The organism is Kineosporia babensis, from assembly GCF_021129305.1.
In the GTDB taxonomy this organism is placed as follows: domain Bacteria; phylum Actinomycetota; class Actinomycetes; order Actinomycetales; family Kineosporiaceae; genus Kineosporia; species Kineosporia babensis.
On record NZ_JAJOMB010000016.1, the window covers coordinates 121,857 to 135,628 of the forward strand.

Below are 13,772 nucleotides of genomic sequence, written 5' to 3' on the forward strand. Positions count from 1 at the left end.
GTAGGCTGCCCCGGTGACCGACGAGCGCTACCACCACGGCAACCTGCGCACGACCCTGCTCGAGGCCGCCCAGGAGACCCTGCGCGAGAGCGGCGTCGATGCTTTGTCGCTGCGGGATCTGGCCCGGCGGGCCGGGGTGAGCCACGCTGCGCCGCGCCGCCACTTCCCCGACCGCCAGGAACTGATCGACGCCCTGACCATCTCCGGTTTCGAGCAACTGCACGAACAGCTGCGAACGGCCACTGATGCGGCCGACCCCGACTTCCGTTCCCGCCTGCAGGCGATCGCCGACACCTACGTGAACTTCGCCAGCGGTGACGTCGCCCTGCTGGAACTGATGTTCCGCCGCAAGCACGACTCCGAACGCTTCGTCCAGGCCGCCCACCCCTCGTTCGCCCTGATGGCCAGCGTGCTCGCCCAAGGCCAGGCGGAAGGCGAACTACAGGCCGGCGATCTTGAGCGGATCGGGACGGTGCTGCTGGCCACGCTGCACGGCATCGCGACGGTGATCAACGGCGGCCTGGCCCCGGTCGAGGTCCTGGACGGCCTGGTCGACACCGCCGTGGAGCAGTTCGTCCGCGGGGCGCGACCCTGACGACCTTGTCCTTCAGCGACTCGTTCAGGTCGGATTCTCAAGCGGTAGCGGGCACCAGGACGTCCTGACACCACTGGCGGAACGTGGTCGGGGTGCTGAATTCCGGGGTGCGAACGACCCCGGCGTCGAGGCCCGCGTTCTTGGCCAGGGCCATGTCGATCACGCCTTGGGCCATGGCCTCGAAGGTGCCTCGGGCAAGCAGGTTGGCCCGGTGCGTCTCGATCGGGATCTGCTCGTAACGCACCTCGCGGCCAAGCACCTCGGACAGAACTGCGGCCTGCTCGTCGTACGAAATGTCTTCCGGGCCGAGCACCGGCCGTTCCTCGAAGCCGTTCCAGGTCTGGTCGAGCAGGGTTCAATCCCGGCCTGGGCTTGCCACCGGCAGTCCCGAGGCCGCTGCGCTCGCCAGCAGTCGCTGGTCGTAAGTCACGAAGGCAGTGAGGTCACCTCCGGAAGCATTGCTCAGAGTCCGGGCAGTAGCCAGGTGGATCGCGTCCAGGCTGCGCACCATCGGATCGGTGAACGCAGCCGCAGTATCGCGCACGGTCGCATCGATCTCGACGCGAAAGATCCGCCCGATGGCCGACGGCACTCCGATCAAGGCTTCGGGGGCCGAACGACGGAGCGCACGAGGTACTTCCACCTCGACGAGAGCAGAAGAGACCAGCGGCACGCCGTCGTGCTTGTTGAGCCAGCCGATCAGGTCGCTGCTGTGCGTCTCCTGCCGCACCATCTTCACGACGGCGGCGGAATCCAGGTAGATCACCAGCGCTCCTCGTCACGCATTGCCGCGAGCGTGTCGGACACGTCGATCCCACCGTCGCCCCACGCGGGCGGCAGAGGCAAGGGCCCCGTGGTGGTCGGCGGACTGGCCTTCCCGGAGGCGACCAGCCGAGCCAGAGCAGCCTGATCATCGGTGACCGGCACAAGCCGGGCAATCGGACGTCCTCTGTCGGTGATCTCCAGCGACTCGCCGCCGCTGACCCTGGCCAGAACCTGGCTGGTGTTCTGGTTCAGCTCCCGAATCCCGATTTGCTGCATGAGCGCAATCGTAGAACGAGATGTTCTACAAAGCTCGCGCTGTTTCGCTGACGCCAACGGCAGATGGTCCATGCGTTCAGAATACGCAAATTCCGATGCTCAGTCGCTTTATCGCCTACCAAGACGAAAAAACACGATCTTGTGCCAGCGGGGTCAGATCTGGAAGCGTGCGACCGTGGTGCTGAGTTCGGCGCTCATCCGGGCCAGTTCGAGGGTGGCCCGCTCGGCGTCGGTGACGCCGCTAGTGGTCAGCGTGGCGTTGCTGGCGACGCCGCTGATGTTGTGGTCGACCTGGGCGCACGCGTCGGCGGCCAGGGCGACCGAGGTGTTGATCTCGCTGGTGGTGCCGGACTGCTCTTCGACCGCCGAGGCGATGATCGTCTGGTAGTCGCTGATCGTCGAGATCACCTGGGTGATGTCGGTGATCGCGTCCACCGCGCCGGCCGCGTCCAGGCGCAGGGTGTCGATCCGTCCGGTGATCTGGGCGGTGGCCTCGGCGGTCTGCTGAGCCAGCTGTTTGACCTCGTCGGCGACCACCGCGAAGCCCTTGCCGGCGGTACCGGCGCGGGCCGCCTCGATCGTGGCGTTGAGGGCCAGCAGGTTGGTCTGGGCGGCGATCGCGGTGATCGTGTTGATCACGTCGCTGATCTCGGTGGACGAGCGGCCGAGCTTGTCCACGGTGGAGGCGCGCCCCGCGTTGTCGGCGATCTCCCGGATCGCGCCGCTCATCTCACCGGCAGCGGTCGAGACCGACTGGATGCTCGAGGTGATCTCGGCCGCCGATCCGCCGGCCACCTCAGCCTGCGCGGAGGTGTCGAGCGCCGAGGAGCGAATGGACGTCGTGGTTGCGGTCAGTTGCTCGGCGGCAGCGGCCAGCGAGTCGGCGTTGCGTCCGATCATGGCCATCGACGCCCGGGTGACTTCCAGAACCTGGGCCAGTGAGCGGGCCAGGTCGGTGATCTCGTCACGCCCTTCGATCTGCGGGCGTCCGCGCAGGTCACCGCCGGCCAGCCGGTCAAGGTCGACGACGAGCCGGTGCATCGGCCGGGTGACCGATCGGGTGATCAGCGCGGCCAGCGCTCCGGCCAGCAGCAGCGCCACCAGACCGGTGGCCAGCATCAGGACCTTCGCCTGGGTGGCGGCCGACTCGGCAGCGGCAATGGTCGTGGCGGTGCTGCGGTTCACGTCGGCGGTGAGGTCGGACAACTGGGTGGTGACGGCCTGGAACAGCTCGATGGCCCGCCCCAGCACCAGTTCGTCGGCCGCTGCGCGAGCAGTCGGGGTGTCCTGCCGATACCGGGCGATGATGTCGGCGTCGAGGTTCATGAACTCCTGGAACGCCGTCGAGGTCCGGTCAAGCATCCGGCGTTCCTCGGCGCTCAGATCGTGCTGACGCAGTCGGGCCAGGTCTTGCGTGAACGCTGCGGTGGAGGCCAGGAACGCCTTGCGCGAGCTACCGGAGTCGGACGTCGCGTCCGGGGTGTTGCGAGCGATGTCGAATGCATAGGCGGTCTGCCAGCCGTTGAAGTCCGCAGTCCGATACGTCGCCGTCCCCACGTCCGACACCAGGGCACCGGCCGAGGCGACTTTCCTGGAGGCCGCGCTCTGCCGGTCGATCGCCAGCAGGCCTGCGACGACCACGACGCACAGCAGAAGCGCCACCACGGCGAACGCAGACACCAGCCGCACGCCTAAACGCAAAGATCGAACCCAGGCCATGTCTGCCGCATCGGAGCGCGGCGCCCCGAACCTGAGCAGCAGCCGGCGGGACACCGTCCTACCGTCCCGCTTTCCGGGACCTGCGGGCGATTGGTGGCGATATGTCACGATCGGGCGCCAGAATGATCCGGCCGCCGTCATCCGAGAAACAGAGGTCGCGTCCATGACTGATCCTCGGCTCTCCGCCGACACCACGATCGACTCCGGCGTTCCGCAGTCGGCCCGGATCTGGAACTACTGGCTCGGTGGCACGAACAACTTCGCGGCCGACCGGGCCGCCGGGGACGAGGTGCTGGCCCGCATCCCGGACATCGCCCTCGGAGCACGGGCCGATCGTGCCTTTCTGCAGCGGGTGGTCCGGTTCCTGATCGCCGAGGCGGACGTCCGCCAGTTCCTGGACATCGGGGCCGGGCTGCCCACCGAGAACAACACTCACGAAGTTGCCCAGTCCCTCGATCCGGCCTGCCGCGTGGTCTACGTCGACAACGACCCACTGGTCCTGGAGCAGGCCCAGGCCCTGCTGGTCAGCACGCCGGAGGGAGCCAGCGACTACGTGCAGGCCGATCTGCGCGAGCCCGCGGCGATCCTGACCGCTGCGGCCCGGACCCTGGACTTCAGCCGGCCGGTCGGGCTGATGCTGCTGGGGGTCGTCAACCATCTGATGGACGACGGTCAGGCCCAGAACGCCGTCGCCCAGCTGGTCTCGGCCATGCCGGCCGGGAGTTACCTCGTCCTGACCCACTCCACCGCCGAGATCCACGGCGACGCGATGCTCGAGGTGATGCACGAGACCACGCAGCGCGGCGGTACCCCGATCCGGGCCCGCAACCCCGGTGAGATCGCAGTCTTCTTCAAGACCACCGACCTGCTGGAACCCGGCGTGGTCTCCTGTTCCCGCTGGCGACCCGAGGACGAGGAGACAGACCCGCCCACCGAGGTCTACCTCTTCGGTGGTGTGGGCCGGATCCAGCTCCACTGAGCACCCAGGGTCAGCCCTCCGATCACCCTTCCCGTCAGGACCAACCAGCCCATCCGTCCCCCACCCAACGACTGAGATCGCAGCATCCGCCCCACCGGCAAGAACGGGACGTGCCAGCATCCGACGTGCCCTGCCCGACCGCACGTCTATTTGGGGGAACGAAACGATGACGCGTTCACGGCCGGCAATGATGCTCCTGGCCTGCGCAACAGCGAGCGCAGCAGCCCTGATGGTCTCGTCCGCAACGGCCTTCGCCGCCGACCAGGCCGGACCCCGTCCTCCGAAGATCAAGGTCCTGAACAGCTCGGTCGGGGCGCCGTTCCAGTTCGCCTACGGCAAGAAGCAGACCCTGGTCTCGGACGGTGCCACGTCCACGGTGTACAAGCTGTCCAAGAAGAAGCTGAACCCGCTCTTCACCACCCCCGACGGTCTCAGCGCCGTAGGGATCAACTCGCGCGGCGACATCGCCTACGGCATTCAGCAGGGGGACGCCGAAAGCGGCGGTGCGACGACCAGGGCCGAGTTGGTGATCAAGTCCCGCAAGACCACGACGACCGCAGACCTGCTGGCCTACGACGAGAAGAACAACCCCGACCAGGTCAATCAGTACGGCATCGACAACCCCACGCCCTGCCAGGAAGCAGCGCTCAAGGACTTCGGTGGGGCCAACTACCCGGGTGGGGTCGACTCGCACCCGTATGCCGTTGCGCCGCTGGACAAGACGTCGTGGGTGGTGGCCGACGCGGGCAGCAACAACCTGCTCAAGGTCGATGCGAAGGGCAACATCAGCACCCTGGCCGTCCTGCCGCGTCAGCCCGCACCGATCACCGCCGTGGCCGCCGAGCACATGGGGATGCCGGACTGCGTGGTCGGCGCCGTCTACAACTTCGAGCCGGTCCCGACCGACGTCGCGGTGACGAAGGACGGCCTGCTGGTCACGTTGCTGCCCGGCGGTTCACACGATCCCGTCGCCGGGGCCCGCGGTTCTCTCGTCCACGTGGACTGGAAGGGCAAGGTCACCACGGTGGCCGGTGGTCTGCAGGGCGCGGTCAACCTGACCGTCGACCCGAAGGGGAACATCTACGTGGCCGAGCTGGGTGCGGGCCGGATCTCGAAGGTGACCGACGGCAAGGTCTCCAAGTACGTGGACCTGCCGAACGCCCTGTCCCTGCAGTTCGCCCATGGCAACCTCTACGCCGGCACCATGGGATCAGAGGACGGCCCGGGCACCATCGTCTCGATCCGCTGACTTTGAGTGGGGCGCCCGTACCGAGCGGGCGCCCCACCACCCCAGGCAACCGTCGCGCCGTCAGCAAGAGTTCAGAAATGTGGTCTGATATCGACGGTGGACAGCAAGCTGCTCAGCGCTCAGACCGATACCTGGATCCTGGCGTGCCTCGCCGCCGGCCCGGCCGGGATGACCCTGCGCGAGATCCGTCAGCGGCTGTGGGAGCAGATCCCCACGGACGTCCGTTCGTCCTGGGAGGTCTTGCTGGTCGGCGACCAGGTCAGCCGTTCGCTGAACCAGCTGGCCCGTGAAGGCGTCGTCCGGCACGACAAGTACGCGATGCGCTGGGAACTGATCACCCGCGACCAGGAGATGGCCGCGCCGCCCACCCGAACAGTGCCTGACGGCGAGCAAAGGCACCTGTTCGACGCCTAGTACTGGCAGAACCTGTTTACGGTCGGCGTCCTCTGCCTAGAGTGGCGCCATGGACGCCCCGGCCGAGCTCACGCACTTCCTCACCACCCGCCGTGGCCGGATTCAGCCTGCTCAGGCGGGGGTCACCCAGGTGCGAGGCCGTCGGCGGGTACCGGGCCTACGGCGGGAGGAAGTCGCCTATCTGGCCGGTGTGAGCGTCGAGTACTACACCCGGCTGGAGCAGGGGCGGGCCAAGGGCGCCTCGGAGGAGGTGCTCATCAGCATCGCGAAAGCCCTGCAGCTGAACGAGACCGAACGAGCGCACCTGTTCGACCTGGCCCGGGCGGTGGGCCCGGCCCGTAAGCCCTCCCGGCCCCGCACCGCAGTGCCGTCGACCCGCCCCGAACTGCAGACCCTGCTGCACACCGTCACCGATGCGGCCGTGCTCATGATCAGCGAGAAGGGAGACGTGCTGGGCGCCAACGCACTCGGCCGGGCTCTGTACTCCCCGATGTTCACGGATGCAGCAGTGAGCATGCCCCGCTTCATCTTTCTCGACCCGTCCGCGCGGATGTTTCACCGGGATTGGGAGAGCGTGGCCGAGACCGTGGTGGGTCTCCTGCGCAGAGCGGCCGGACGTAATCCGTACGACAAGAGCCTGACCGATCTGGTCGGCGAACTTTCCCTGCGCAGCGACGTTTTCCGGGTTCGCTGGGCGGCGCACGAAGTTCAGCCGCTGACGTCCGGGCGAAAGTCCTTTCGCCATCCCGAGGTCGGCGATCTGGACCTCGAATACGAATACCTGAGCATCGTCAGCAACGACGAGGTCTTCTGGCTGATGTATTTCGCCGAACCCGGCACTCCGGCGCACGACAGCCTGCAATTACTGGGGACGCTCGCCGCGGCCGAGCGGACCGGTCACCTTTCATAGGTGGCCGGTCCGCCAGGAAACCTCCGCTGGGCGGCGCGGGCCGGCGTCCGTTTGCTCTGCTGCTCATCCGATCGAACCGGACTATCCGGTCACCCTTTTCGGCTACTGGGGACGGGTGGCTGGGGTTGTGTCTGCTCCAGGGCCTGCGACAGTTCGGCCTTGCGGATCGGCTTGCTCAGGAACGACGTCATGCCCGCCTCCAGGCAGGCGTCCCGGTCCTCGGTCAGCGCACTCGCGGTCAGCGCGATGATCGGTACGTTCCGCCGGTCGGGCCGGGCCTGCCCACGGATCCGGCGGGTGGCGTCCAGACCGTCCAGTTCGGGCATGTGCACGTCCATCAGCACCACGTCGTAGGCGATCCGCTCCACCGCCTCGACCGCTTCCAGGCCGTTGCCGACGGTGTCGACCTGATGTCCCAGTTGCATCAGCATGACCCGGGCGACCTTGAGATTGATCTGGTTGTCGTCGGCCACCAGTACTTTCAGGGCCCGCGTCGATGGATCGGGCTCGAGCTGAGGGTCCGCGGCCCGGCGCCCTCCGGTGGACTCGATCGTTCGCAGCGCGGACTGCGCGGGCGCGAAGATCTGCTCCAGGTGGGTGCGCAGCTGCTTGGCCCGTACCGGCTTGGTGACGATCGCGGCGCAGGTCGGGTCATCCTCCGCCGAGTGCGAGGCGAGGCTGCTGAGCAGCACCACCGGCACGTCCCGCAGGGCCGCGAGCGAGCGCAGCCGGGTCACCAGCTCGGTGCCGGTCATCCCCGGCATGTGCTGGTCGATGATCGCCACATCCACCTGCAGGCCGCCCGCGACGAGGTCGAGCGCGGCCTGCGCACCGGCTGCTTCGGTACTGCTCAGGCCCCAGCGGCGCAGCAGCACGTGCAGCACCCGCCGGTTCGTCGTGTTGTCGTCCACGATCAGGGCCCGGCGCCCGGCCAGAGAGGCCGACAGGACGCCGTCCTCCTGACGGCGTTGCGGCGCCCGGCGCATCTGCGTGGTGAACGTGAAGATCGACCCTTCCCCCGGCCGGCTCTGCGCAGACAGGTCTCCGCCCATGGCCGTGGCCAGGCGGCGGCTGATCACCAGCCCCAGCCCGGTCCCTCCATAGACCCGGGTGTTGGAGGCATCGACCTGGGTGAAGGCCTGGAAGAGACGATCCATCCGCTCCGGAGCGATCCCGATGCCGGTGTCCCGGACACAAACCTGCAGCCGCACCCCGTCCGCGGTTTCTTCGGCCACCGACACCTCGACGGCCACCTCGCCCTCGCTGGTGAACTTGACCGCGTTGCCGAGCAGATTGACGATCACCTGCCGGAACCGGGTCACGTCACCGATCAGGACCGGTGGGCATTCCCCGTCGACCTGCACGATCATCTCGAGGCCCTTGCGGGTGGCGGCCAGGGCGACCACGGCCGCGGCGCTGTCGACGCAGTCCTCCAGCTCGAACGGGTGCTCCTCCAGTTCCAGGCTGCCGGACTCGATCTTGGAGAAGTCCAGAATGTCGTTGATGACGGTCAGCAGAGCCTCACCGCTGTCGCGGACCGTCTGCGCGAACTCCCGCTGCTGCCCGTTCAGGGGAGTGTCCATCAGCAGGCCCGACATCCCGATCACCGCGTTCATCGGGGTCCGGATCTCGTGACTCATCGTGGCCAGGAACGCCGACTTGGCCTCGGTCGCGGCCACCGCTTCCTGAGTCCGGTGGTGCATCTGGAACAGCAGCACTTCACGTTCGTCGCGACCCAGGGCCAGGGAGAGCCCGACCACCGCGACCAGGCCGACGAATGCCTGGACGATCAGCGCCCGGGTGGCGTAGTCGTCCACCGAGGTGAAGGGCCCGTGGCCGGCCAGGGTGAACATGACCGCCGCCGTGCCGGCCAGGAAGTCGTGCATCACCACGATGGTGGTGTCGAACCGCAGCGCCGCCCAGACGGTCAGCGCGATCAGGGGGAAGTCGATCGGCAGCTGGGGCAGAAACACGAAAACGGTCAGATAGGCCGCAACCGAGACCACCACCAGGCAGACGAGCTCCAGCCGCCCGGCCGCCGTGAGCCGCTTGAAGGGCAGCATCACGCCTCGGCCGGCACCCCCGGATTCCGCGTGTCTTCGGTGGGCGCTGATCAGGTAGCCCACCCGCAGGCCCAGCCCGAGAATGAGCACGACCGAGACGGTGTTGCGGACCATCCAGACCACGGCCGAGAGCACCGACCAGTTCCCGGTGAGCGCCCCGACCGCCAGCGGGCCCAGCAGGCCACCGGCCGCGGTCGCCAGCACCGAGGCCGTCAGCAGACCGGACAGCTGGTGCATCCCGGTCAGCGGCTGATCACCGCCGGCGCCCCACAGCCTCGGGTTCCACCGGTGCAGCAGGTGATGCAGCAGGAGCACCTGCACGATGTTGGCCGCGGCGAAGCACACCGCCAGCATCGGGGATGCTCCCGTGGCCAGGTTGATGGCGAAGGTCAGGACGGCCAGCAGGGCACAGTCCAGGCGGCGGGTGCCGGCGTCCCGCTGGGCGGCGAACCACAGCGCGGCGACACCAGCCGCCGGCCAGACCAGGCTCAGATTGGTTCCCTCGGCAACGGTCAGCCGGCCCAGGAACACCGCCACGGCGAAGACCACCGCGAACGCCAGGCTACCCAGCACCCCGCGGCCGGAAGGACGAACCCCCTGGGACCCGAAGAACTGCCGTGCAGCCCTCTCCATCACCCTGGGTTCCCCTCCACCGGGCTCTTCGCGCGGTACCAACCAGAGGCATCGGTTCGATCCTGACCTTGGTTAACCGTTTCGGGGCGAGCAGGCCTCTCCCCGGCCGGAGACACCACCGGAGCCTCGGGCACGTCGACCGGGTTCTGCGGCAGATCCACACTCGTACGCAGGCTGATGGGTTTCAGCGCCAGCACGGCCAGGACCCCGAGCGCCGCCACCGCAGCCGCGATCAAGAAGAGCTGACCGGTCGCATCCGCGTACGCAACCTTCAGGATGTCTCGCACCGGTTCGGGCGTGGCCGGGTCCTGCAGAGCACCGACCACGTTGGCGTTGGGCAGCTCTTCCGAGACCCGGCTGCTCACCTGCCGCGCCAGCACCGCACCCAGGACGGCCAGTCCGATGGTGCCGCCCAGCGAGCGGAAGAAAGTCACGGTGGAGGTGGCCGCGCCGATGTCTTTCAGGTGCACCGAGTTCTGTACCAGCAGGATGAAGTTCTGCGCGGTCAGGCCGACCCCGGCGCCGACCATCAGGCTCGCCGCGGACAGCAGAGGCAGCGGGGTGGAGCGGTCGATCTGACTCAGCCCCAGGAATCCTAGGGTCAGCAGCGCGGTCCCGGTGATCAGGAACGGTTTGATCGCCCCGGAGCGGCTCAGCAGGTGGCCGCCGATCAGCGAGGCGATGAGGATGCCGATCATCATCGGAATGCTCAGCAGGCCGGACTGCGTGGGGGTGTACTCCCGGGCCAGCTGGAAGTACTGGCTCAGGAAGACCGTTCCGCCGAACAGCGCGGTCCCGGAGGCCAGCGATCCCAGGATGGCCAGGGCGACCGGGCGCTGACCGAGAATGGGCAGGGGCACGATCGGTTCGGCCACCCGCGTCTGCACCCACACGGCCAGCGCGAGCAGCACCACCCCACCGCCGACCAGAGCGGCGCTGGGCCAGGAGAGCCAGGCGTAGCTGTCGTCGACGAAAGACACCCAGATCAGCAGCGCGCTCACTGCGCCCGAGATCAGGGTGGCCCCGAGGTAGTCGATCTTCACCGGGCCGCGGCGGACGACCGGCAGGTGCAGGGTGAACTGCAGGATGGTCAGGGCCGCCACCGCGATCGGCAGGCTGAGCCAGAAGCACCAGCGCCAGCCCAGCCAGGGCGTGTCCACGATCAGCCCGCCCAGCAGCGGCCCCCCGATCGTGGCCAGGGCAGTCGCGCTGCTCTGGTAGCCGGCGTAACGGCCGCGTTCCCGGGGAGCGATCATCGCGCCGATCGAGATCTGGACGAGGGTCTGCAGGCCACCCGCCCCCACGCCCTGAACAGCGCGACCGGCGATCAGAACACCCACGCTCTGGCTGAGGCCGGCCACCACCGCACCCAGCACGAAGATCACCGTCGCGCACTGGACCAGTAGACGTTTGCTGAACAGATCCGCCAGTTTTCCCCAGATCGGGGTGGTGGCCGTGGTGGTGAGCAGAGTTGCCGTCACGACCCAGGTGGCCGCGGTCTGGGAACCTTGCAGCGAACCGATCATGCCGGGCAGCGCGGTGGTGACGACCGTGGCGCTCAGCGTCGAGATGAACAGTGCCGTCAAGAGGCCGCTGAGCGCCTGGAGTGTCTGGCGGTGGGTGTCCACGATCTACAGACGAATCTGCACCGTCTTGGGGCTCACGAACTCCATCACGCCACCCAGACCACCCTGCCGCCCGTAGCCACTGTTCCGGCGTCCACCGAAACCCAGATGCGGACCAGCCGGCGCCACTCCCCCGTTGACCCCGACGTTCCCCGTGTCCAAGGCCGCCGCCACCCGATGCGCCCGGCCGATCTCAGCGGTGAAAACATAGCCGGCCAGACCGTAATCGGTGTCGTTCGCAATCCCGACCGCAGCGTCCTCGTCGTCGAAGACCTGAACACCGACCACCGGCCCGAACACCTCGTCCCGGGCCAGCTCTCCGGTGTTGTCCCGCAGCTGGACGACCGTCGGGGCAACGAAGTACCCATCGCTCAGAGCACCGCCGATCCGCTGACCGCCGGTCACCGTCGTCCCATAATTCCTTGCCCTGCCGATCATTCCAAGAATCCGGTCCAGCGCGGCCTGACTGATCACCGGCCCCATCGTGACCCCCTCCTCGAACGGATCCCCGGGACGAGCAGCAGCCACCCGTTCGCTCAACCGCTCGACGAACTGCTCATGCACCGAACGCTGAACCAGGATCCGCGAACCCAAAGTGCAGATCTGCCCGGCATTCAGCATCAACGCGGAAGCAACCTCGAGCGCCCGGTCCAGATCCCCGTCCTCGAACACCAGAGCAGCTGACTTACCACCCAATTCGAAGACGCAGGGCGTAAGTTGCGGGGCGGCCGCGGCAGCGATCTGGCGGGCCGAGTTGGGGCTCCCGGTGAAGGTGATCTTGTCGATCCCGGGGTGTGAGACCAGGGCCTGCGACACTTTGACATCGGCGACCAGTACATTGAGGACGCCCGCCGGCAGTCCCGCTTCCAGCGCCAGTTCCGCTGCCCGCAGGGACGAGAAAGGCGCCAGCTCCGAGGGCTTGGCAACGACAGTGCAGCCGGCGGCCAGGGGCGCGGCGACACTCATGCAGAACGCGTTCACCGAGCCGTTCCAGGTCGAGAGGGCGGCCACCACCCCGTACGGCTCGATCGCGGTGTACTCCAGCACTCCCCGTTCGCTCAACGGCGAGGCCTGCCCGTGCAGCCGGTCCGCCCAGCCCGCCGCCTCCTCCAGCCAGGCGGCCCCGCCCACCGGCAGATAGCCCGTGAATGCTTTCGGCTGGCCCAGTTCCAGCGCCGCGATGGTAGAAAGCTCCTGCGCATGCTCACGGATCAGTTGCGCGAAACGCATCAGCACCCGCCGCCGTTCGACCGGATCCCACCGACGCCAGCCGGCCAGCGCAGCGCGAGCAACAGCGACCGCCTCGTCGACCTCGGCCGTCCCGGCCAGCGACAGACCGGCCTGAGCACGTCCGGTGACCGGGCTGACGTGCTCGTACCAGCCGCCGGAGGCCCGGTCCGGCCGCTGGTCACCGATGATGAGCCGGGTTGGGAACAACGCCGTCCGATCGTTGTCGCTCATGCGGATCCCTCCTGTGACCGGTCCTTACCGTAAGGACTACAGTAAGGACCGCCGGGTAAGTCAACGCCACATCTTCGGACGGTCGTCGTACTGCACTACCCTTGTCCCCCATGACGCTGACTTCATCGACCCGGACGGACGCCGTCCAGGAAGCATGACCCGGCCGGCCCCCGTTCCGGTCGAGTTCTGGTCCCTGCCACAGTCCGACTCCCGTGCGCTGTGGTGGTCCATCAGCCCCGAAGGACATCTCGGGATCGTCCTGGTTCACCAGCGATTCCTGTACCCACCCGAAGAATCCCCCGGCTGGACATCACCCCGGCCCCGGCTGCCGTTCGAGGCAAGCCTGCTCATCGTGACCGAAAAAGGTGCACGGCAAACCCCGCTACCCGATCTCGACTTCAATCCTTTCGAGCTGACGCTGCTGGCCCAGGACCGATTCGTCGTGACCGGCAGCCTCTGGACCGACCCGGACCGGCGCGGTCACCCGACGGCAATCGAGGGCTCGGTCGGAGGGGCCGGCCGGACCGTGGACCCCCACGGCTTCGGCAGCGACATCCCCGCAGCCATCGGAGACACCGGCGGCCGTCTCTGGACGCTGCACGGCGACCAGGGCATCTTCGGTTTCGAGCCCTGGTCGCAGCCCGGCCTGGTCGGCTGGCACCCCGACGGCCGCCACTTCTGGACGCCCCAAGGCCGCATGCCCGGCGTCGGCAACGGAATCAGTCTTGCCACCGAGAACGACTACGTCTGGGCGCTTTACCACGCAGGCGCACCCATCCACACCGCCCGCGTCACCCCCGCCACCGGTGATGTCATCAGCTACCCCACCGAGGCCCACCGTTACAGCGGTTTTGCGGTACGCGGCACCCGCGCCCTGTTCTCGACCCGCCACCGCAACGATCCGACGATCCTGACCTTGACCCGAGCCCGCCTGTGGGACGGACTCTGGGTCGAGACCGACCACCACAACGTCAAACTGCCCGGCGCCGTCCATCTGCACTCCCACCAGGGACGCGACGGGGTCCTCTGGCTGCGGGCCGGGGACACCTGGCTACACGTCGATGTCTGACCTGCGAAGTACGA

The 13,772-nt window shown here is 67.9% G+C and carries 13 protein-coding genes; 6 read left to right on the forward strand and 7 right to left on the reverse strand.

The features are described from left to right. The first annotated feature begins 13 nt into the window (after nucleotides 1–13). Nucleotides 14–595 carry a TetR/AcrR family transcriptional regulator gene (locus tag LR394_RS26190; protein ID WP_231446880.1) on the forward strand — a complete coding sequence of 194 codons (582 nt, stop codon included), beginning with the start codon at nucleotides 14–16 and terminating at the stop codon, nucleotides 593–595. Between the two features lie 37 nt (nucleotides 596–632). On the opposite strand, the gene LR394_RS26195 is transcribed toward LR394_RS26190, so the two are convergent. The 4 genes from LR394_RS26195 to LR394_RS26210 all read right to left on the reverse strand — a co-directional run bounded on the left by LR394_RS26195 (nucleotide 633) and on the right by LR394_RS26210 (nucleotide 3,325). Then, nucleotides 633–908, reverse strand: a complete 276-nt coding sequence (locus LR394_RS26195) for a Rossmann-fold NAD(P)-binding domain-containing protein (protein WP_231446882.1) — start codon at nucleotides 906–908, stop codon at nucleotides 633–635. Nucleotides 909–950: 42 nt separating this feature from the next. After that, nucleotides 951–1,361, reverse strand: coding sequence for a type II toxin-antitoxin system VapC family toxin (locus LR394_RS26200; RefSeq protein ID WP_231446884.1), 411 nt, complete (start codon nucleotides 1,359–1,361; stop codon nucleotides 951–953). Continuing rightward, a complete protein-coding gene (locus tag LR394_RS26205; protein ID WP_231446886.1) occupies nucleotides 1,358–1,636 on the reverse strand; it encodes a type II toxin-antitoxin system Phd/YefM family antitoxin in 279 nt (92 codons plus the stop codon). Before LR394_RS26205 ends, LR394_RS26200 begins: the two co-directional genes overlap by 4 nt. 153 nt (nucleotides 1,637–1,789) lie before the next feature. Continuing rightward, nucleotides 1,790–3,325, reverse strand: a complete 1,536-nt coding sequence (locus LR394_RS26210) for a methyl-accepting chemotaxis protein (protein ID WP_231446888.1) — start codon at nucleotides 3,323–3,325, stop codon at nucleotides 1,790–1,792. 193 nt (nucleotides 3,326–3,518) lie between these two features. Here LR394_RS26210 and LR394_RS26215 point away from each other — a divergent pair, with 193 nt between their 5' ends. The 4 genes from LR394_RS26215 to LR394_RS26230 all read left to right on the forward strand — a co-directional run bounded on the left by LR394_RS26215 (nucleotide 3,519) and on the right by LR394_RS26230 (nucleotide 6,907). Beyond that, nucleotides 3,519–4,334 carry an SAM-dependent methyltransferase gene (locus LR394_RS26215; RefSeq protein WP_231446890.1) on the forward strand — a complete coding sequence of 272 codons (816 nt, stop codon included), beginning with the start codon at nucleotides 3,519–3,521 and terminating at the stop codon, nucleotides 4,332–4,334. A gap of 166 nt (nucleotides 4,335–4,500) precedes the next feature. Next, entirely contained in the window at nucleotides 4,501–5,583 is a 1,083-nt protein-coding gene (locus tag LR394_RS26220; RefSeq protein ID WP_231446892.1) for a ScyD/ScyE family protein, read from the forward strand. A 96-nt stretch (nucleotides 5,584–5,679) separates the two neighbouring features. Beyond that, complete coding sequence (locus LR394_RS26225; protein ID WP_231446894.1) at nucleotides 5,680–5,997, forward strand: hypothetical protein; 318 nt, start codon at nucleotides 5,680–5,682, stop codon at nucleotides 5,995–5,997. A 49-nt stretch (nucleotides 5,998–6,046) separates the two neighbouring features. Then, nucleotides 6,047–6,907: a helix-turn-helix transcriptional regulator gene (locus LR394_RS26230; RefSeq protein ID WP_231446896.1), complete on the forward strand. Its 861-nt coding sequence runs from the start codon at nucleotides 6,047–6,049 to the stop codon at nucleotides 6,905–6,907. Nucleotides 6,908–6,996: 89 nt separating this feature from the next. Here LR394_RS26230 and LR394_RS26235 read toward each other — a convergent pair whose 3' ends face one another. Genes LR394_RS26235 through LR394_RS26245 form a run of 3 tightly spaced genes read right to left on the reverse strand, consistent with a single transcriptional unit; the run spans nucleotide 6,997 to nucleotide 12,689 of the window. Further along, a complete protein-coding gene (locus LR394_RS26235) occupies nucleotides 6,997–9,603 on the reverse strand; it encodes a hybrid sensor histidine kinase/response regulator (protein ID WP_231446898.1) in 2,607 nt (868 codons plus the stop codon). Further along, on the reverse strand, nucleotides 9,603–11,231 hold the full coding sequence (locus tag LR394_RS26240) for an MFS transporter (RefSeq protein ID WP_231446900.1): 1,629 nt from the start codon (nucleotides 11,229–11,231) through the stop codon (nucleotides 9,603–9,605). The genes LR394_RS26235 and LR394_RS26240 overlap by 1 nt, the downstream gene beginning before the upstream one ends. A gap of 3 nt (nucleotides 11,232–11,234) precedes the next feature. Then, nucleotides 11,235–12,689, reverse strand: coding sequence for an aldehyde dehydrogenase family protein (locus tag LR394_RS26245; protein WP_231446902.1), 1,455 nt, complete (start codon nucleotides 12,687–12,689; stop codon nucleotides 11,235–11,237). Between the two features lie 154 nt (nucleotides 12,690–12,843). Between LR394_RS26245 and LR394_RS26250 the strand changes: the two genes are divergently transcribed. Beyond that, nucleotides 12,844–13,758, forward strand: a complete 915-nt coding sequence (locus tag LR394_RS26250) for a hypothetical protein (RefSeq protein WP_231446904.1) — start codon at nucleotides 12,844–12,846, stop codon at nucleotides 13,756–13,758. Nucleotides 13,759–13,772: the final 14 nt, after the last annotated feature.